The organism is Candidatus Dependentiae bacterium (assembly GCA_018897535.1).
Taxonomy (GTDB): domain Bacteria; phylum Babelota; class Babeliae; order Babelales; family UASB340; genus UASB340.
Genome location: JAHIKO010000039.1, coordinates 22,480 through 40,746 on the forward strand (window position 1 = coordinate 22,480; position 18,267 = coordinate 40,746).

The following is an 18,267-nucleotide window of genomic DNA, read 5'->3' on the forward strand; positions in this document are numbered from 1 at the left end:
AAAACTCCCTTTCAACTACCCTTTTGACTAAATAAAATCATAAATCCAAGATTTCATTTTCTTAAAAACTTTTTTAAATGCAGGTTCATTTTGCGAAGCACTAAAATCCAAATCATTATGTCCTCCGGCATAAACCAATAATCCATATCCGGTAGAATAAATTGGATTTTTCAACTCTTCAGGAACCGAATTTTGTATTAATCCCAAATCATCTTGAATTTTATCCGGATAACCAATCCTTACAGGTAATCCAAAACGCTTTTCAGCTAAATCTGCCATACCTAAAAGCATTGAACCTCCACCGGTCAAAACCAAACCCGAAGGCATAAATGCTTTTAAATTAAATTTAACAAGTTCATCACATATAAAATCAAAAATTTCTTCCGCTCTTGGCTGTAATATTTCAAATGTTGAAAAAGTTTCTATTTTTTTTGTTTTATTTTGATAACCAAGCCGAATTTCAATTTTATCTTTATCAAGTTCCAAATATTTCTCTTCCCAAACAAAACCATATTTTTTCTTCAATTCTTCAGCTTCACCAATTGGTATGCCTAGGCCAACAGCAAGATCGTTTGTAAAATGATTTCCGGCAATAGGAACTACTTTAGAGTGAATAATTCTTCCATCTTTATAAATCGCAAAATCCGATGTGCCGCCACCGATATCCAAAATACCTACACCAAGTTCTTTTTCAGATTTTGAAAGCACCGCATCAGCAGAAGCTATTTGTTCTAAAACAATATCTGAAACTTTAATTCCAGCCATTTCGCAGGACTTTATAATATTTTGAGCCGAAGAAATTGCACCGGTTATAATATGAACTTGTGCTTCCAAACGAACACCGTTCATACCAATTGAGTCAAGAATTCTATCTTGACCATCAACCTTAAAATATTGTGTTAAAACATGTAAGATTTCCTGATCTTTAGGTATTGGAACAGCCTTTGCAGCCTCAATAACTCTATCAATATCTTCCTGTTTTACATCGCTATTTTTTATAGCAACCACACCGGTGGAATTAAAAGATTTAATATGTCCGCCTGAAATACCAACGGTTGCATATTCAACCTTACAACCGGCCATTTGTTCTGCCTGAGCTAACGCTTTTGAAATCGATTCAACCGTTTTTGCTATATTTACAACAACTCCCTTTTTCAATCCATAAGAAGGATATTGTCCAATTCCCAATAACTCAAGATTTCCATCAGGAGAATTTGTACCAATAAGAACACATATCTTTGTTGTTCCTATATCTATAGCTGTAAAAACATTACTAAAAATTTTATTTGATTTCATGCCCCCCCCTATCGTTCAATTTTTTTATTTCTTAGTAAAATTTTATTTTCATATCGTAAATCCAAAACATACTTTTTTCTTAAATTTATTTTTTTATCATCATATAAATCATTAAATATTTTATTAGCCAAAAATAATTTTTTATTATCAAATATAGTTTTTCTATCCAGTAAAAAATTATAATTTAATTTATTGTTGTTTAGTTTTGCAAATAATAAAATATTGTTTTTATCTTTGTAATCCAACTTATAATTACACCAAATGTGTTCAGGTAATTCACTTAAAAAAGAAAATGCTTTATTTGATAAATCCTTTTCTAAAATCAACTCTTTTGTTACTGTAAATGTATATTCACTAAAATATTTTGTATCTAAAATTGAATTATCTTGAGCCAATACAGACTGATTATTAAGCCAACAAACAACTTGTTTTCCTATTATTTTTAAATTTGCATTTCCGGGAACGGAAAAATTCCATTCAACGTTTTTTATAAAATCAAATTTATTTTTTAATTGAGTACTAAAATCAAGCAAATCTATTTTATCTACTTTATTTTCTTGAAAATAATTTGTGATAAAATACGTTATATTTTCTTTTAATTCAAAAGAATGTATCGATTCAAAAGATAAAACAATATTATCGGGCCTTAAAATTTTTAAGGTTTTATCAGAAATAGAAAAAAATATTTTTTTTGATAATGGAACTATAATAAAAAATAATATAATTAATAAAGATAAAATAAATATTACTATTCCAATTTTTTTCTTCTTATTATTATTCTCTTCCATTTTGCATCCATTTTTTATTTTTTAATAAAAACTACAGGTTTGCAGAAAGAGTGTAGAAAAAAATAAACTATTTTCGCAATAAATTAAGTTTTTTTATAAGAAATAGTAAGTTTTGTCGTTTAATTTCATTCAAGAATTATGCTTTAATAAAAACATTAAAATTCCTGCCGCAACAGAAGCATTGTAAGAAATTTCAGGGGAACGTTGTGGAATTGTAATTAAAGTACCCTTATCTTGAACAGATTTTGATATTCCTGTTTCTTCACTGCCTATAACAAGACAAATAGGCTTTTTATAACTTATAGTTGTTGCATCTTTACCATTATCCAAAACAGCCATAAAAAAATTAAAACCCAAAGAATCTATCTGGCTTACTGCATACTCTATTGATGGAGCTAAAAAAACATCTAAATATTCTACCAGTCCGGCCGAAGCTTTGTGAGTTGCCGCAGTTATTAATGCTCCATTTTTTTGGCATAAAATAACAGCATCAACACCTATACATGATGCAGAACGTAAAATTGCTCCAAGATTTCTAACATCTTTTACTCCGTCCAATAATAAAACGAAGTTTTTACCGGCAATTTTTTTAAGATCCGTCATATATTGAAATGGTGCAACTAAGGCAACTATACCCATATGATCGGTAGTTCCGGCCATTCTATCAAGAACTAATCGATCAACATATTGAATATTAGGAACACTTTTTGGCAAATATTGCTCAACTCTTTTGTAGGATTTAGGTAATTGTTTTGTTGTATATATGGAAAAAAGCTTTCTTTTTCTTGATTTTAGCAATTCTATAATACTATGAGCACCATAAATCATATCCATCTGATTTTGTTTTTTATTTTCTTTGTTTGCCATATTTTAATCTTTTTATATCTTCACAAAATTAAATTAATAGTTATTTTAAACTTTATACAACACAGTCTATATTAAAAATTTAAAGCTTACAAAAGCCAATAAACTAAATATCTAATTAAAAAAAAGGGCAAATATGTATATTTTAGAAGGCAATATTGGAGCAGGAAAATCCACCTTTTTAAATAAAATAAAAGACTATATACCTGAACTTGAAATTTTGACTGAACCGGTAAACAATTGGACCAATCAAATATTTGGCCAATCTTTGCTTGAAAATTTTTATAAAGATACTTCCAGATGGGCTTATACTTTAGAAAATTTGGCTATGATTCATAGAGTAAAAGATCACATAGAAATACAAAATAGCAAAAATGAAAATATTGTTATTGAACGATCTATCTATTCCGGTCACTATTGTTTTTCTAAAAATAGTTACAAAAACGGACATTTAACTGAAATTGAATGGGAAATATATTCAAAATGGGCCAATTTTTTATTAAAAAGCTGCAATACACCTAAAGGTTTTATATATCTTAAAGCAGACGCTCAAACATGTATGACCAGAATAAAAAAAAGAAATAGATTGAGTGAAAAAAAGATGACATTATCTTATGTAAAACAAATTGAAGACTGGCACGAAAAATTTCTAATCAAAAAAGAAGATATCCATGAAAGCTTAATTAATGTTCCTGTGCTAACATTGGATTGTAATAAAGATTTTTTAGAAGACGAATCTTTACTAAAAGAACATATGTATAATGTAAGAGAATTTATACAAAGACCACAAATTTTTAAAAACACACAAGAAAAAACAGCTTTTTTTGAATAGAATCTTTGACTTGTTGTTTTTTTTACTTTAAAATTTATGTGCATTTAGGGCGAATAGCTCAGTTGGTTAGAGCACCTGCCTTACAAGCAGGGGGTCGTAGGTTCGAATCCTACTTCGCCCACCAGCCTACGCACAAGGCTACGGCTGGCAGGCCAGAAATATGATCTTTATTGATATTATTAGAAAATTTGACGTAGGCTGTCCGCCATAGCTCGCCAGAGCGACGGCTGGACCAGTTTCTTCGCCAAGGCTTCCGCCGTCGCAAAAAGCTATGGCGGACAGGTCGACTGGCAGGCCAGCAAAGTATAAACTGGCAGACCAGAAAAAATTTGCAAAAAAATTAGTACTTTGATAATTTAGTGTAAATGTTCCTCGGTAGCTCAGTTGGTAGAGCAAACGACTGTTAATCGTTGGGTCGCAGGTTCGAGTCCTGCCCGGGGAGCCATAAAATTTTAGCTGGAGCTGTAGCTCAGTTTGGTTAGAGCGTCCGCCTGTCACGCGGAAGGTCGCGAGTTCGAGTCTCGTCAGCTCCGCCATACTTCGCCAAGGCTATGTATGGCACAGCCAGTTAAATTAGAAAAAGCCGTCGATAAATTCGACGGCTTTTTTGTTTTAAAACTATTTTTTACTTTATATTAACTAAATAAACTTATTAACAATGTCTTCAAATTCAATAAAATTTTTATATACAAAACTATTAAAACCATACTTATTAGCTTGCTCAATATGTTTAGGTTCATCATCCCAAAACATAATTTCATTTTTTAAAATATTATTTTTGTTTATTTTTTTATAAATATATTCAAAAAATGTTTGATCCGGTTTTTTAAGTCCAATTTCGGCTGAAGAAAAGATATCATCAAATATATCTTTAAATCTCATTTCATTTTTCATATATTCGGTTCTATATTTTTCTTGATTTGTTGCCAAATAACACTTTATTCGCATATTTTGCAATTCTTTAATTTTTAACAATACTCGCTTATCACATTCTTTTTGCGATTCAAACCAATATTTTATTAAAAAATCAACAGATTTATCACACTCCCATTTTTTAAGATATTTTTGAAATTCTTCTTTTAAATCAGCATCAGATATAAGACATTTTTGAAATTCATTCTTAAAAAATAATATTGATTTTTGCAAAGAAATGCCAAATTTTACGTCAAGATCATCGCTAAATCTTTTAGATGGTGTAACCATTCCATCTGAGTCAAATATTATTGCTTTTATCATTTATTTTCCTATGTATTTTAATTTTTTTATATTTATTATTTTATACAAATTTTTTAAATTTAAATATTTTATATATAATCAAAAAAACTTTTATATTTTCAATATTAAAAAAGGATAATTTCATGAGTATAAAAAAAACAATTTTTCTTGTTTTAATACTAAACGGTATTTTTCTATCTCTATTTATTCGAAATAATAAGCAAAGTAAAATACATTTGCATAACTTTGCAAGAATAATAAAACAAGAATTAACAGAACCTGAAATAAAATACCAAAATAGAATTCCAAGTTTCGTTGAAAATATTTATAAATATTTTGTATACTTATTTTCAACAGATCATGAAAACTTGCCGGCAATAAACCATATAAGAAATTTTAAAATTCTATCCAACACAAATACAGAATTTTATACTCTTTATCAGGAAATTTTCACAGAAAAATTATATTACTTTGATTTAAAAAATGAAAAACCATTCATAGTAGATTGCGGTAGCAATATAGGTATGTCCATATTGTTTTTTAAATTATTATATCCAAATTCAGAAATTTTAGGTTTTGAACCATCCAATATTAACTTTAATTTATTAAAAAAAAACATAGAAAATAATAAATTGGATAATACAAAAATATTTAAAAAAGCTCTGTCTAATAAAATTGAATCTTTAAAATTATATGGAACGGGAACTCCGCTGGGATCAATTATAAGTGATAATCCTCATAATAGATCAAATTATGAAATAATTGAAACCGATTTACTTTCAAATTACATAAATAAAAAAGTAGATTTATTAAAAATAGACACCGAAGGAGCCGAAACATTAATAATTGAAGATTTAGATTCCAAAAACAAATTAAATTTTATTGACAAAATAATAATGGAATATCATCATTTCACTACACAAAATAAATTATCTAATTTATTGAGTATTTTAGAAAAAAACAATTTTGCATACCAAATATGCAGTGATCAACATCCGCCAATGGAAAATAGGCTAGCACAACACTTTTTTATATATGCTTACAAAAAATAAAGGATCAAATATGATAAACGAAATAACCCTTTGGCCTCAAAAAATAAAAGACGGTCTCGACTTAGCTCATAATTTTTATTTTGAAAATTCGGCAAAGCTACCAAAAAATACAAAAAAGATTGCATTTTTTGGAATGGGCGGATCGGGTATTGCCGGTCGAATAGTAAAAACATTTTTAGATAAAAAAAGCAATATACCTTCATTTATAATAGATTCCCCGGAAGTACCAAAATATATAGATACGGATACGTTATGTTTTGTTATAACATATTCCGGAAACACTTGGGAAACTATATCTGCATTAAATTATTTAACCGAAAATTTTATACCAACAATAGTAATATCTCATAACGGTAAGGCATCAGAAATCGCTGAATTAAAAAATTTACCATTTATATTAATGCCAAACTCAAGTCAACCAAGAGCCGCACTTGGTAATTTTCTGGGTTTAATCTTAGGATTACTTGATCTAATGAATATAATTCCAACCAAATTAATGCTTGAGAATTTTATAAAACAAGCAAATCTTTATATTCCAAAATTTGAAGATGAATCCTATTTTAACGACTTTTTATATGCCGCAAACGGTAAAAATATGTTTCATATATTTGGGATCTCAGGTGACAGTGCAGAATTTGCATATAGAGCTCAAACCCAATTTAATGAAAACAGCAAAATACGAGCTGTATATTCTTCATTTCCTGAATGTTGCCACAATTTATTAGTAGGATTTACAGATAGTAATGATAATCCGCTTGTTTTAATAACTCATACCGATTTTATATCAAATAATCTTAATTTGGCCATTCAAGCAACTATTGAAATTTTAAAAGAAAACGGTGCTATTCTTTACAAAATGCCTGTTTTGGGTGATAATTGGGAAGACCAGTTATTCCACATAATTTTATGGGGCGATTTTGCATCCTATTATTTGGGGAAAAAACGGGGGGTCGAAATAGCTCCGGTAAAACTTATAGATACTTTAAAAGCTAAACATAAAGCAAAGGGTATAAAATAATGAAAAAAGATATACATCCACAAATTAACGAACTAACAATACGATGTGCCTGCGGTAATGCGATAAAAACAACATCAACAAAAAAAGATATCAATATAGACATTTGTTCTGCATGCCACCCATTTTTCACTGGACAACATAAATTTGTTGATACAGCAGGAAGAATAGAAAAATTCCAGAAAAAATATAAAAAATAACAATCAAAAACATCAAATATGATAAATTTAGATTGGGATTTAATATACAAAAAACACGAAGAATTTTTGCAAGCTCTTTCTAACCCTAATATGGATAAAAGAGAAAGAGCTTCTTTGCAAAAAAAAGAAACCGAATATTCCAATCTAATTTCTGCACATAAAAATATAGAAAATACTCAAAAAGAACTTTTAGAACTTATATCTCAAAAAAATTCCGAAAAAGATCCCGAGCTTAAAGATTTATTTGAAGAAGAAATAAAAAACAACGAAGAAAAAATTAAGATTTTAGAAAAAGATCTTGAAGACACACTTTATCCTGCGGATGAAAAAGATGAACGTTCGGTGTTTTTAGAAATTCGAGCCGGTGCCGGTGGTCAAGAAGCAGCTCTATTTGTATCAGATTTGTTCAAAACATATTCCAATTATGCTTTATCAAAAAATTGGGATGTTTCAATTGTAGATACAAGCTCAACGGACCTTGGCGGTTTTAAAGAACTTATTGCATTTATTAAGGGTAAAAACGTATATAAGTATTTAAAATATGAATCCGGTGTTCATAGAGTTCAACGTGTACCAAAAACTGAAACAGCAGGAAGGATTCACACATCGACGGTAACTGTAGCAGTTTTACCGGAAGCAAAAGACCTTGATGTTCAAATCAATCCTCAAGATTTAAGGATTGATACATATAGAGCCGGTGGAGCAGGCGGACAACATGTTAATAAAACCGAATCTGCAATACGAATTACACATATTCCAACCGGAGTTGTTGTGACATGCCAAGATGAACGATCTCAAACAAAAAATAAAGAACGCGCTTTAAAAATGCTTCAATCAAGAATATTAAAAGCAGAAGAAGAGAGAAAAGATTCTCAAATGCGAGCAGAAAGAAAACAACAAGTTGGAATGGGCGAACGAGCAGAAAAAGTTCGTACATATAATTATCCCCAAAATAGAATAAGCGATCATAGAATAGAATTGACGCTCAAAAAATTAGATATAATTATGGCATCGGGGCAACTTGATGAAATTATTGAACCTCTAATTATTTGGGAAAAGAAGAACGAAAAAAAGAAGATACTGAATTCTCCAAATATCTAAAATAAATAATAAAATATTTTTATTAATACAAAAAATCTAAAAAATATATATATTACTTAACAGTAAAATTTACTTTAATTTTAAAAAAGTTAGGAGTATATGTGCTAAAAAAAAAATTTTTATTTTTAGGACTTGCAACAATTTTAACCTCACAAATAGATGCTACTATATATAAAGTTAATAATAAAAAAGCAACATCTTGTATAGCACTGTGTATTTATGATAACGGAGAAGAATTAATTAAAACAATAAATTCACATGACCAATTAATTTTAAGCCCCATAGCATCCGATCATGAAGATAAATCAGCACAAGTAAGTTCTATCTATATCTTTAAATCTTTAGACGATATAAAAATTTATGATAATTCTATATTATCAAATTATTTATTTGTCTTATTTTTTAAAAATTCTGAAGAAAAATTTCAAGAAATAACCATTTATAGTGATAGCAGTTTGGTAGTACAAAAATTAGCAAATTTAAAGGATTAATATGAATTTTATTTTTCAATATTTTACAACGAATAATCACTACATGAGTTTATTGGGTATATTAATAATATTTATTGTTGCATTTTTGTTTTCACAAAAGAAAAAAAATATTAGATATTTAAAACTTCTTATTGCACTTGCTTTACAAGTATTAATAGCTTTTTTAATTTTAAATACAAATTTAGGTAGAGACATTTTTCATAATATAGCCATAGGATTTAATAAAATTAATGCATTCGCAGATGAAGGCATAAAATTTGTTTTTGGTGATTTAGTTGATCCATCAGGAAGTTGGGGATATATTTTCGCCATCAAAGTATTGCCTATAATAATATTCTTTGGCGCATTAATGTCATTACTTTATCACATAGGCTTAGTCCAAATTTTTGTAAGAGCATTAAATTTTTGCTTAAGCCCTATTCTTGGGACATCCGGGGCAGAAACATTATGTGCTGCAGCAAACAGCATGCTTGACCCAAGTGCTTCAGCATTAATAATAAAAAATGAATTGAAACATCTTACAGACTCTGAAATGTTAACGGTTATGATAGCAGGAATGTCAACAATTACAGCATCATTGATAGCTGTTTATGGATCAATCGGTGTATCTATGATTCATATGCTCACAGCCTCTGTAATGTCTATTCCCGGAGCTCTATTGATTTCAAAAATTTTATTACCGGAAACTGAAAAACCTAAAACTGCTGCCGGAAATAAAATTAGTCTAGAAAAAGACAGCTCAAATATTTTAGATGCAATATCATCCGGAACAATGTCAGGTTTAAATGTTGCGCTTGCAGTTGGAGCAATGCTTTTAGTATTTATAGGCTTAATGTCAATGATTGATACAGGACTTACACAAATTACAGGATATTTTTTTGAAAAACCATACAGCTTAAATGAAATTTTAGGAAAATTATTTTCAGGAATATCTTATATAATAGGAATAGAATCTAAAGATGCTGTAACAGCCGGAGCACTTCTTGGTCAAAAAATAGCACTAAATGAATTTGTAGCATATGCAAATATGGTAAAAGCAACATTATCTGAAAGATCTGTAACTATTTTAACCTATGCTATCTGTGGTTTTTCAAATATTTCAGTAATCGGTATTTTAATTGGTGGAATCGGAGCGCTTGTCCCAAGTAAAAAACAATTTATCACCAAATATGGCTTTAGAGCATTACTTGGTGGAACTTTGGTAAATTTATTAAATGCTGCAATTGCCAGCCTTTTAATATAAATATTTGGGCGGGATTTATTCCCGCCCTCTTAAATTTAATGAGAAAGTGTGGGGTAAGTATGAAAAAAAATTTAAATATTTTTTATAAATTATATTTGTTGTTTTCAATAATCTCTATATTTGTCTTTGGTAAATTAAATTCAATAACACAAAAAGCACACTTAACATCTGCTTGGTATCCACAAGAAAAAACAGAACTTACTAAAGAATTAAATTTTTATATCAAAAAAGCAAAAGAAAAATTTAAACTTAAAAATAATCCTGCAGATATAAAGATTATTATAGCGCCACATGCAGGATATTATTATTCAGGCCTTTGTGCCGCTACAGCCTATCAAACACTTTTAAGTGAAAATAAAAAGAATTCGAAAATAAAAAATATTATAATTTTATCGCCAAGTCATACAAAATATTTTGAAGGTATTGCAATTCCCAATTTTGATAATTACGAAAATTGCTTAGGCTCAATTAATATCGATAAAAATAAAATAGAAAAATTAAAAACAAATAGTTCTTATAAATTCGTAGAAAAAGTTTTTGAACAAGAACACGCAATAGAAATACAGTTGCCATTTTTACAACACACAGTAGAAAATTTTACAATAATTCCACTTATTGTTGGTTCTATAAAAGAACAGGATTATAAAACAATAGCTAATCATTTGAAAAATATAATAGATGAAAATACACTTATTGTTATAAGCTCCGATTTTATACATTATGGTAAAGATTATGATTACACCCCATTCGATTTATTCATACTTGATAATATACGATATTATGATACAGAGGCCTTATATGCAATAGGTAAACAATCTTATAATAACTTTAATAATTTACTAAGAAAAACAAATGCTACAATATGTGGGCAAAACTGCATAAAAATTTTGTTAAAACTTTTAGAAGAAAAACCATTTGGCGAAATAGAACCACGATTAACTTGCTATTACACATCTGCTCAAATGGAACAAGCCAGAAATAATAATTATATAAATATTAAAAAATTATTATCTGATTTATCTGACGATTTGGTAAAAAATAGCGTAAGCTATGCCGGATTAATATTTACAACAGAAAAAAATAATACATTAAAACAAGATGATCAACTTACAAATTATGAAAAAAAATCTTTATATAATTTAGCAAAAAGATCAATTGAAAACGAATTTAAAGAAAATAAAATCCCGGCTAATTTATTATGGCCTGTCAGAACACTAAGTTTGGATAAAAATTCAGGTGCCTTTGTTACTTTAAATAAAAATGGAGAGTTAAGAGGATGCATAGGCAGAATTATTTCTAATCAAGAACTTTTTAAAACAATACAAGAAATGGCAATCGCTTCAGCTTTTAATGACAATAGATTTAATAAAATTACAAAAAACGAACTAGAAAATTTAGATATTTCAATTTCAGTTTTAACAAGTCCCAAAGGTATAAATAGTTATAACGAAATAATTTTAGGCAAACACGGGATTATACTTAAAAAACTCACAAAATCAGGATATCTTGCAAACTCAGTTTTTTTACCAAAAGTTCCTGTCGATTGGGGTTGGAATTTACAAAAAACATTGGAACAGTTAAGTTTGAAGGCCGGATTAGATAAAGATGCCTGGCAACAAGATTGTTATTTTGATATTTTTGAAAGTTTTGAAATTAAAAACAACTTAGATTAACTAAAAAAAGAGTTGGTTTGCGCCAACTCTTTTTTTTATTTAAGTATAAAACAGTGAGTTATTTGACCTCACAAGGTTTACAATTTTTGTTTTCTTTTTTAGCTTTTTTAGTGTTTTTCATTTTTTTAGCTTTTTCAGAATAAGCTAACTTTTTCTTAGAAACGGTTCTTTCTAATTTTTCATTATTAACCTTAATTCTGAAAATCTTAGTTTCATCTTTTTTTATCTTAATATCTTTTTTCCAGTTTCCTGAAAATTTAGCAGCTTTTTCATCAGCTTTTGGCATTGTACAAACATTCATATTGCTTATCAATTTTACGTCTTTAAATGTAGCTTTTTTGTTTGGTTGAATCTTACCTGTATAAGGTAAAACACCTTTTTCAGTCTCAACCGTATATTTTATTGGGTATTTTGTGTTATTTTCCATAACAGCAATACCGGCAAACATTCTTGAGAAAAAAGCCAAACTAAGTAATATTAAACTCTTCTTCATAAAATCCCCCTCATATACTACTTTAAACTTCTAGGGCTACTTCACCCTAACCAATTTTAACTTAGCATATATTATTTCTATTAGTCAATAAAAAAACAATATACTTAAAATAACAAGCTTTTTTTATAAATTTTAAGGTTTTTCTTCTATCTTTTTGATTGCTTCGAATGGACAAATTAGAACGCATTGCCCACATTTTTGACATTTTTCTTCGTTTATTTTAACTTTTCCGTCATTTTCATAAAAAATTGCATCATGAGGACAAGCTTGAATGCAACCACCACAGCCAGCACAGTTTTTTTTATTCACTAAAAATTTAATCAAACTCTTTTTATTTTCCATTTTCTTGTTCTTCCAATTTCTTTTTAATAAATGGGCAATTTGTTTCCAATTTTTTATTATCTAAAACAGCTCGAATAAATTCATTACAAGATTTTAAGCCACATTTGCCACAATTTAAATTAGGAACCAATTCTTTTAATTTTTTTCCATTCAAAAATCGATTTCTTTCAAGCGCAGGGTCAAGAATTTTGCAACCATAACAATAGCCACAAATAGCTGAAGGCATTGAATGTTTTAATGTTAGTTTTTGATTTGTTGATATGGCTAAACTTTCTTTAATGTAATCAGCAAGGTCAAAAGAACCTTCACCTGAAAGACCATTAACTTCCACTATATGTGTTTTTGAATTTACATCTAAAACATTTACTCTAAAAATTTCTCTTTCTGCTTGAGAAATTAAATCCGCTTTACTTATTGCAATAATGTCAGCCTGCGTCAAAATTGGACCATATCTGTCGGGACTGCCTGCAGTTATATCAAGAACATTTATACCTAAGCCTTCTTTTACATATGGAGAACAACGTAAACATAAACCCGCAGTTTCTATAATTAATAAATCTCTATCGGCATATTCTTTGACCATACGTGACAATTCTAAGGCTGTATAATGATCCGGGCACAATTCTTCCGCCAATCTTTTTTCAGTTTCAACTCCACACTTTTGAGAAATAAGTTCATCATCATTAGTTTTTAAACAATCAAATTTTATGAATAAAACATTAAATTCATGTTTTAATTTATTAATTACATGTTTTATAATACTGGTTTTTCCACATCCGGGAGTTCCTGCAAATATAACCAATTTCATTTTTTTCCCCCCAAATCATCTTTATCATATGGCTGACAAAATATTTTCACTTCATCAATTATTTTTCCCTGTCTTATATCTTCACGAATTTTCAAATTAAAGTTATCAACCCAATTTAAATAATACGATATACCTTTCTCTTTCACGCTTGTTTCTATGACTAAATTTATTCCACCGGACTTTATTACCAAACGCTTATCAGCCTTAAGAGCCAACGCCGGATCATGAGTAACAAGAAAAACAATTTTGCCTTCATTTATTAAAATATCTATAGCATGCTCTTTTTTTATTCCGGCATTTTCAATTTCATCAATCAAAATTATTGGCGAATCACTTATAAAAGCCACATCTGCAACCATTAAAGCTCGAGTTTGACCTCCGGATAAATTTAATAAATTCATATCTCTTGTTATCGGCTCACCTGTGATATTATTTGTGTTTTCTATAATTTTTGAAATAATATCTTCACTTAAATTTTTGCCCCTGGCTTTTATGTGAAGTTTTAAAAAATTCTCTACAGACATATCGGTTAAAAAATTCATAGACTGCGCAAGATAGGCAATCAGTTTAAATCTCGGGTCAGAACGCCATTCACGTTCGGGTTTTTGATCATTTATAAAAATTTTTCGTTTACTTACAGTATCACCTTGTGTTAATTTTTCTATATCATATAAAAGTTGGCTTTTACCCGCACCTGTAGGCCCTACAATAGATACAACCTGGCCTCTTTTGATATCTATTTTATCAAAATTTTCAGCTTGACCAAATTTATTAATTCCGGAAAAAATTGTTATTTTCTCTATAATATTATTCATTTAAACCCTATTTTTTAGTTACTATTAAGATAGTAAACTATCTTATTTTTAACGTCAAAAGCGTCAGAAGTGACAATATTATTGAAATAATCCAAAATCTAACTGTGATTTTAGCTTCATTCCACCCCATTAATTCATAATGATGGTGAATTGGCGCCATTTTAAAAACTCTTCGTCCCAACAATTTATAAGATACAACTTGAATTATTACAGATACTGTTTCTAAAACAAAAATTCCACCAGCTATAGGCAACAATAACTCTTGTTTTGTCATAAGTGCAACAAATGCAAGCGCTGCTCCCATAGCCATAGAGCCAACATCACCCATAAAAATTTGTGCTGGATAAGTGTTGTACCACAAAAATCCTAGTAAAGCACCGATCAGAGTTGCTACCAAAACAGAAAGATCCGAACTTCCAACATATGGAATATATAAATATTGAGCAAAATATTTATGACCTGCAAGATATGCTATCATTGCATATGTTGCAAAATTAAACATTAATGGTCCTGCTGCAAGTCCATCAAGGCCATCAGTCAAATTAACGGCATTGCTTGTTCCAATAATTATAAAAATAGCCCAAGGTATAATTAATAAACCTAAATCCGGATTAAAATTTTTAAAAAAAGGCACACATAAATGTGTATCCGGTTTTAAAATAAAATACCAAGCTAAAGAAAATAGTGTTGCGATTAATAGTTGTAACCTGGATTTTAGTTTCGCAGAAATTCCCTTATTAAACTTTATCTTTTTCCAATCATCCAAAAAACCTATTAATCCAAAACCAAGAGTACCTAAAGAAAATAACCATACAACCGGACTTGTAAGATCACACCACAAAAACAAATTAATAACAAAGACCATTAAAATAAAAAGCCCACCCATAGTTGGAGTATCATTTTTAGATTGATGTGAATCCGGAATCCATTCTCTAACTTTCGATCGAAAACTCTTTTTTGACTTATCTATAAACCAATCGCCAAACATAAATGACAATATAATTGAAGTTAATAAAGCTGCAATAACTCGCACACTAACATAGTGAAATATGTTTAAAAAGCCATATTTAAACTTTAACAAATTACTCAAATGATAAAGCATAAAAAATCCTTAAAATATTTAACAATTTTGCAAAATACATTTATCATTATAAAACAACAAATAAATAAAATAAGGATTTTAATAAAATGAATAGTTTTCAACTTTCGGTATTAAATAAAATAGAAGAGTTAGTAAAAAATAAATTCCAAAACGAAAGTTCAGGCCATGATTGGTGGCATATCTATAGAGTTTGGCAGACAAGTACAAAAATGGCAGAGTTTGAAAATGCAGACATGTTTATAGTTCAAGTCTCAGCACTATTACATGATATAGCAGATTGGAAATTTCATGACGGCAATCAAGATATTGGCCATCAAACAGCAGAAAAAATTTTAAAAGATCTAAATGTTGAAGAAGAAATAATTCAAAAAATAAAAGAAATTGTAAAAAATATATATTTTAAGGGTGCGAAAGTTGAGCATCCCAAAATGGAAACAATTGAGGGTATGATAGTTCAAGACGCAGATAGACTTGATGCAATAGGAGCTCTTGGAATAGCTAGAGCATTTGCCTGTGGCGCACATAAAAATCAAGTAATTTACGATCCAAGTATAAAACCAATTTTACATGATAATATTGATGCATATTTCAAGAGTCAAAATCCTACAATAAATCATTTTTACGAAAAATTACTTTTATTAAAAGATAAAATGAATACACAAACCGGAAAAAGATTGGCTCAAGAACGACACGACTTTATGCAAATTTATCTTAATCAGTTTTATAAAGAATGGAATCAAGAAATTTAATTTACAAAATAATTTTCAGGTAAAAATATGTCTATAAAAAACGTAAAATTATTAATATTATTTAGCTTTTTAACTTTAAATATCTCAGCTTGCAGCCCACTTTTAGTGATGGAAGATTTAGTAAAAAAAAATAATATAGATGTTTCACAAATATCACTTTTTATAACTTATCATATTAAAAATAATGGAATAGCATTTATAAAATATTTAAAAGATGCCGGTTTTAACGATATAACGGTTATAGGAAGACCATATTCAACAAGCCCGCAAGCTAAAGCTGAAATGGAAAAATATTCTAAAGTTTTGACACCATCAAGTGAAGAATTGGAATCTTTAAATATTATAGATCAAGTGCTTACACCGGTAATAAAAAATACAGATAAAAAATTTGTATGTTTGGATTTGGGTGGATATTTTAGTAAATATTTTGAAAGTAAAAAAATAAGTCCTAAAAATTGTCTTGGAATCGTTGAAGGTACCATGAATGGAATCTGGTTTAATATTTATGAATATACTCCAAGAGTTCCATTATTATCAATTGCCAGCTCTAATATAAAAGAAAATGTGGAACATTACCTAATTGCAAAAGCAATAATTAGAAATTCTGAATATCTATTAATCAATGAATTTCAACAATCGTTTATTGGTAAAAATATTTTAGTTTGCGGGTATGGAAGAATCGGTGAAAAAATTGCGTCACTTCTAAAAAGAGATGCAACCATATATATTTTAGATAAAGATCCGCTAAAACTTGTAAAAGCTGCTATAGATGGGCTAAAAATATTTCAAAAACAAGATCAACAAAATATAGATATAATAATAGGCGTTACAGGAAATATAGTTTTTGCGCAAGAACTTATAAATTTAAAAAATAATGTAGTTCTTATAAATGGATCAACAAGACAAAAAGAGTTTGCATTTTCAGCAATAAAAGATCAAATTATCACTCAAGAAAATTTTGATGGGCACACTACATATAAACTTAATAATAATAGAGAAATTCATGTTCTTGCAGACGGTTTTCCGGTAAATTTTTGGCGAACAGAGTCAACACCGGAATTTTGTCTCGATGCTTTATTTTCAGTTGAATTTGAACTATTAATTGAATTATTAAGACGTTTTAATGAAAATCAACCCCTTACCCCGGGGTATTACCCTAGTGAGCATTTTTTTATAAATAAAGAACGTGAAGTTGCCACAATCTGGTTAAAAAAATACTTGAATATAGATTTAACTGTATAAAAGCCATTTGAAGCGTTCTATCTTTTTGTTTATAGTAATTATCTATTAATTATTGGTATCTGTAACTTGGATTATATTTAAATATGAATAACAAATTTGACGTTATAGTTGTTGGTGCAGGTCATGCCGGAATAGAAGCTGCATATGCTGCAGCAAAAATGGGCTCAAAAACTCTTTTATTAACAATAGATACAAACAAAATAGCTTTAATGCCATGCAACCCGTCAATCGGAGGGCTAGGCAAAGGGCATATTGTCTACGAAATAGAAGCTCTTGGCGGTATAATGCCAAAGCTCTGCACACTATCTTATTTACAAGCAAGAATGTTAAACACGAGTAAAGGCCCAGCTGTACAAGGCTTAAGATTACAAATAAATAAATTTGAATATTCTAAAAAAGCCAAAGAGTTGCTTTCAAAGGTTCAAAATTTAGAAATAAAACAGGGCTTAGTAACAAAAGTTGTTACACAAGAAGAAAATAATATTAAAAAAATTATAGGTGTTCAAACAAATGACAACACACAGTATTTTGCCAATGCCGTTGTAATAACATCGGGAACATTTCTAAATGGTGTAACCCATATTGGATTTAACACAGAAAAAGCAGGGCGCCGAGGGGAACAGGCTGTTCCGGAACTTACAGAATCATTAGAATTGGCAACAGGAATAAAATTTAAAAGATTAAAAACAGGAACTCCGCCAAGATTATTAAAAAACTCTATAGACTTTTCAAAAATGGAAAAACAGGACGCATCAAAACTTGATTATCTTTATGAATTCGAGCCAATAAATGTTGAAGAAAAAGTTGCGTGCTTTATAACGACAACAAATGACCAAACACATAAAATAATTAGAGAAAATTTAGAACTCTCAGCTCTTTACGGTGGTAAAATTACAGGAATAGGGCCACGATATTGTCCATCAATAGAAGATAAAATTAAAAGACA

Annotated in this window: 20 protein-coding genes and 3 tRNA genes; 14 read left to right on the forward strand and 9 right to left on the reverse strand. The window is 29.1% G+C overall.

From position 1 onward, the window contains the following. Positions 1–27: 27 nt before the first annotated feature. The 3 genes from ftsA to KKE07_02355 all read right to left on the reverse strand — a co-directional run bounded on the left by ftsA (position 28) and on the right by KKE07_02355 (position 2,951). Positions 28–1,296: a cell division protein FtsA gene (gene ftsA, locus KKE07_02345; GenBank protein ID MBU4269697.1), complete on the reverse strand. Its 1,269-nt coding sequence runs from the start codon at positions 1,294–1,296 to the stop codon at positions 28–30. Between the two features lie 8 nt (positions 1,297–1,304). Then, the gene (locus KKE07_02350; protein MBU4269698.1) at positions 1,305–2,084 is read right to left on the reverse strand and encodes a hypothetical protein; all 780 of its coding nucleotides are present in this window, start codon (positions 2,082–2,084) and stop codon (positions 1,305–1,307) included. 129 nt (positions 2,085–2,213) lie between these two features. After that, positions 2,214–2,951, reverse strand: coding sequence for an RNA methyltransferase (locus KKE07_02355; GenBank protein MBU4269699.1), 738 nt, complete (start codon positions 2,949–2,951; stop codon positions 2,214–2,216). A gap of 133 nt (positions 2,952–3,084) precedes the next feature. Between KKE07_02355 and KKE07_02360 the strand changes: the two genes are divergently transcribed. From KKE07_02360 to KKE07_02375, 4 genes are all read left to right on the forward strand, one after another. Beyond that, the gene (locus KKE07_02360; GenBank protein ID MBU4269700.1) at positions 3,085–3,780 is read left to right on the forward strand and encodes a deoxynucleoside kinase; all 696 of its coding nucleotides are present in this window, start codon (positions 3,085–3,087) and stop codon (positions 3,778–3,780) included. A 47-nt stretch (positions 3,781–3,827) separates the two neighbouring features. Beyond that, positions 3,828–3,904 (forward strand) — tRNA-Val (locus KKE07_02365). Positions 3,905–4,149: 245 nt separating this feature from the next. Next, positions 4,150–4,225: transfer RNA gene (locus KKE07_02370), tRNA-Asn, on the forward strand. 13 nt (positions 4,226–4,238) lie between these two features. Continuing rightward, a tRNA-Asp gene (locus KKE07_02375) sits at positions 4,239–4,316 on the forward strand. 103 nt (positions 4,317–4,419) lie between these two features. Here the strand turns inward: KKE07_02375 and KKE07_02380 are convergent. Beyond that, positions 4,420–5,016, reverse strand: coding sequence for an HAD hydrolase-like protein (locus tag KKE07_02380; GenBank protein MBU4269701.1), 597 nt, complete (start codon positions 5,014–5,016; stop codon positions 4,420–4,422). A gap of 122 nt (positions 5,017–5,138) precedes the next feature. Between KKE07_02380 and KKE07_02385 the strand changes: the two genes are divergently transcribed. The 7 genes from KKE07_02385 to amrB all read left to right on the forward strand — a co-directional run bounded on the left by KKE07_02385 (position 5,139) and on the right by amrB (position 11,770). Continuing rightward, positions 5,139–6,047 carry an FkbM family methyltransferase gene (locus KKE07_02385; protein ID MBU4269702.1) on the forward strand — a complete coding sequence of 303 codons (909 nt, stop codon included), beginning with the start codon at positions 5,139–5,141 and terminating at the stop codon, positions 6,045–6,047. Between the two features lie 10 nt (positions 6,048–6,057). After that, the gene (locus tag KKE07_02390) at positions 6,058–7,065 is read left to right on the forward strand and encodes an SIS domain-containing protein (GenBank protein ID MBU4269703.1); all 1,008 of its coding nucleotides are present in this window, start codon (positions 6,058–6,060) and stop codon (positions 7,063–7,065) included. Continuing rightward, positions 7,065–7,262 carry a 50S ribosomal protein L31 gene (gene rpmE, locus KKE07_02395; protein MBU4269704.1) on the forward strand — a complete coding sequence of 66 codons (198 nt, stop codon included), beginning with the start codon at positions 7,065–7,067 and terminating at the stop codon, positions 7,260–7,262. Before KKE07_02390 ends, rpmE begins: the two co-directional genes overlap by 1 nt. 18 nt (positions 7,263–7,280) lie before the next feature. Further along, entirely contained in the window at positions 7,281–8,363 is a 1,083-nt protein-coding gene (prfA, locus tag KKE07_02400) for a peptide chain release factor 1 (protein ID MBU4269705.1), read from the forward strand. Positions 8,364–8,464: 101 nt separating this feature from the next. Beyond that, positions 8,465–8,854, forward strand: coding sequence for a hypothetical protein (locus tag KKE07_02405; protein ID MBU4269706.1), 390 nt, complete (start codon positions 8,465–8,467; stop codon positions 8,852–8,854). Between the two features lies 1 nt (position 8,855). Then, positions 8,856–10,097 carry a NupC/NupG family nucleoside CNT transporter gene (locus KKE07_02410; protein ID MBU4269707.1) on the forward strand — a complete coding sequence of 414 codons (1,242 nt, stop codon included), beginning with the start codon at positions 8,856–8,858 and terminating at the stop codon, positions 10,095–10,097. A 59-nt stretch (positions 10,098–10,156) separates the two neighbouring features. After that, entirely contained in the window at positions 10,157–11,770 is a 1,614-nt protein-coding gene (gene amrB / locus KKE07_02415) for an AmmeMemoRadiSam system protein B (GenBank protein ID MBU4269708.1), read from the forward strand. A gap of 58 nt (positions 11,771–11,828) precedes the next feature. Here amrB and KKE07_02420 read toward each other — a convergent pair whose 3' ends face one another. The 5 genes from KKE07_02420 to mraY all read right to left on the reverse strand — a co-directional run bounded on the left by KKE07_02420 (position 11,829) and on the right by mraY (position 15,330). Beyond that, on the reverse strand, positions 11,829–12,263 hold the full coding sequence (locus tag KKE07_02420; GenBank protein ID MBU4269709.1) for a hypothetical protein: 435 nt from the start codon (positions 12,261–12,263) through the stop codon (positions 11,829–11,831). A gap of 132 nt (positions 12,264–12,395) precedes the next feature. Next, on the reverse strand, positions 12,396–12,605 hold the full coding sequence (locus tag KKE07_02425; protein ID MBU4269710.1) for a 4Fe-4S binding protein: 210 nt from the start codon (positions 12,603–12,605) through the stop codon (positions 12,396–12,398). Beyond that, positions 12,595–13,413 (reverse strand): AAA family ATPase, encoded by an 819-nt coding sequence (locus KKE07_02430; protein MBU4269711.1) that lies wholly within the window; start codon positions 13,411–13,413, stop codon positions 12,595–12,597. Before KKE07_02430 ends, KKE07_02425 begins: the two co-directional genes overlap by 11 nt. After that, the gene (locus KKE07_02435) at positions 13,410–14,228 is read right to left on the reverse strand and encodes an ATP-binding cassette domain-containing protein (GenBank protein MBU4269712.1); all 819 of its coding nucleotides are present in this window, start codon (positions 14,226–14,228) and stop codon (positions 13,410–13,412) included. The genes KKE07_02430 and KKE07_02435 overlap by 4 nt, the downstream gene beginning before the upstream one ends. 37 nt (positions 14,229–14,265) lie before the next feature. Continuing rightward, entirely contained in the window at positions 14,266–15,330 is a 1,065-nt protein-coding gene (mraY, locus tag KKE07_02440; protein ID MBU4269713.1) for a phospho-N-acetylmuramoyl-pentapeptide-transferase, read from the reverse strand. An 86-nt stretch (positions 15,331–15,416) separates the two neighbouring features. Between mraY and KKE07_02445 the strand changes: the two genes are divergently transcribed. The 3 genes from KKE07_02445 to KKE07_02455 form a co-directional block, all read left to right on the forward strand. After that, positions 15,417–16,079 carry an HD domain-containing protein gene (locus KKE07_02445; protein ID MBU4269714.1) on the forward strand — a complete coding sequence of 221 codons (663 nt, stop codon included), beginning with the start codon at positions 15,417–15,419 and terminating at the stop codon, positions 16,077–16,079. Between the two features lie 27 nt (positions 16,080–16,106). Then, complete coding sequence (locus tag KKE07_02450) at positions 16,107–17,321, forward strand: NAD-binding protein (GenBank protein MBU4269715.1); 1,215 nt, start codon at positions 16,107–16,109, stop codon at positions 17,319–17,321. Positions 17,322–17,404: 83 nt separating this feature from the next. Continuing rightward, the coding region (locus tag KKE07_02455) for an FAD-dependent oxidoreductase (GenBank protein ID MBU4269716.1) at positions 17,405–18,267 on the forward strand (863 nt) is incomplete at its 3' end.

Coding starts and splice junctions, on each gene's coding strand:
- KKE07_02355 (MBU4269699.1), bottom strand. CDS start 2,951: ATGGCAAACAAAGAAAATAAAAAACAAAATCAGATGGATATGATTTAT.
- ftsA (MBU4269697.1), bottom strand. CDS start 1,296: ATGAAATCAAATAAAATTTTTAGTAATGTTTTTACAGCTATAGATATA.
- KKE07_02445 (MBU4269714.1), top strand. CDS start 15,417: ATGAATAGTTTTCAACTTTCGGTATTAAATAAAATAGAAGAGTTAGTA.
- KKE07_02385 (MBU4269702.1), top strand. CDS start 5,139: ATGAGTATAAAAAAAACAATTTTTCTTGTTTTAATACTAAACGGTATT.
- KKE07_02380 (MBU4269701.1), bottom strand. CDS start 5,016: ATGATAAAAGCAATAATATTTGACTCAGATGGAATGGTTACACCATCT.
- KKE07_02420 (MBU4269709.1), bottom strand. CDS start 12,263: ATGAAGAAGAGTTTAATATTACTTAGTTTGGCTTTTTTCTCAAGAATG.
- KKE07_02360 (MBU4269700.1), top strand. CDS start 3,085: ATGTATATTTTAGAAGGCAATATTGGAGCAGGAAAATCCACCTTTTTA.
- KKE07_02435 (MBU4269712.1), bottom strand. CDS start 14,228: ATGAATAATATTATAGAGAAAATAACAATTTTTTCCGGAATTAATAAA.
- KKE07_02410 (MBU4269707.1), top strand. CDS start 8,856: ATGAATTTTATTTTTCAATATTTTACAACGAATAATCACTACATGAGT.
- KKE07_02430 (MBU4269711.1), bottom strand. CDS start 13,413: ATGAAATTGGTTATATTTGCAGGAACTCCCGGATGTGGAAAAACCAGT.
- prfA (MBU4269705.1), top strand. CDS start 7,281: ATGATAAATTTAGATTGGGATTTAATATACAAAAAACACGAAGAATTT.
- mraY (MBU4269713.1), bottom strand. CDS start 15,330: ATGCTTTATCATTTGAGTAATTTGTTAAAGTTTAAATATGGCTTTTTA.
- KKE07_02425 (MBU4269710.1), bottom strand. CDS start 12,605: ATGGAAAATAAAAAGAGTTTGATTAAATTTTTAGTGAATAAAAAAAAC.
- amrB (MBU4269708.1), top strand. CDS start 10,157: ATGAAAAAAAATTTAAATATTTTTTATAAATTATATTTGTTGTTTTCA.
- KKE07_02450 (MBU4269715.1), top strand. CDS start 16,107: ATGTCTATAAAAAACGTAAAATTATTAATATTATTTAGCTTTTTAACT.
- KKE07_02350 (MBU4269698.1), bottom strand. CDS start 2,084: ATGGAAGAGAATAATAATAAGAAGAAAAAAATTGGAATAGTAATATTT.
- KKE07_02390 (MBU4269703.1), top strand. CDS start 6,058: ATGATAAACGAAATAACCCTTTGGCCTCAAAAAATAAAAGACGGTCTC.
- rpmE (MBU4269704.1), top strand. CDS start 7,065: ATGAAAAAAGATATACATCCACAAATTAACGAACTAACAATACGATGT.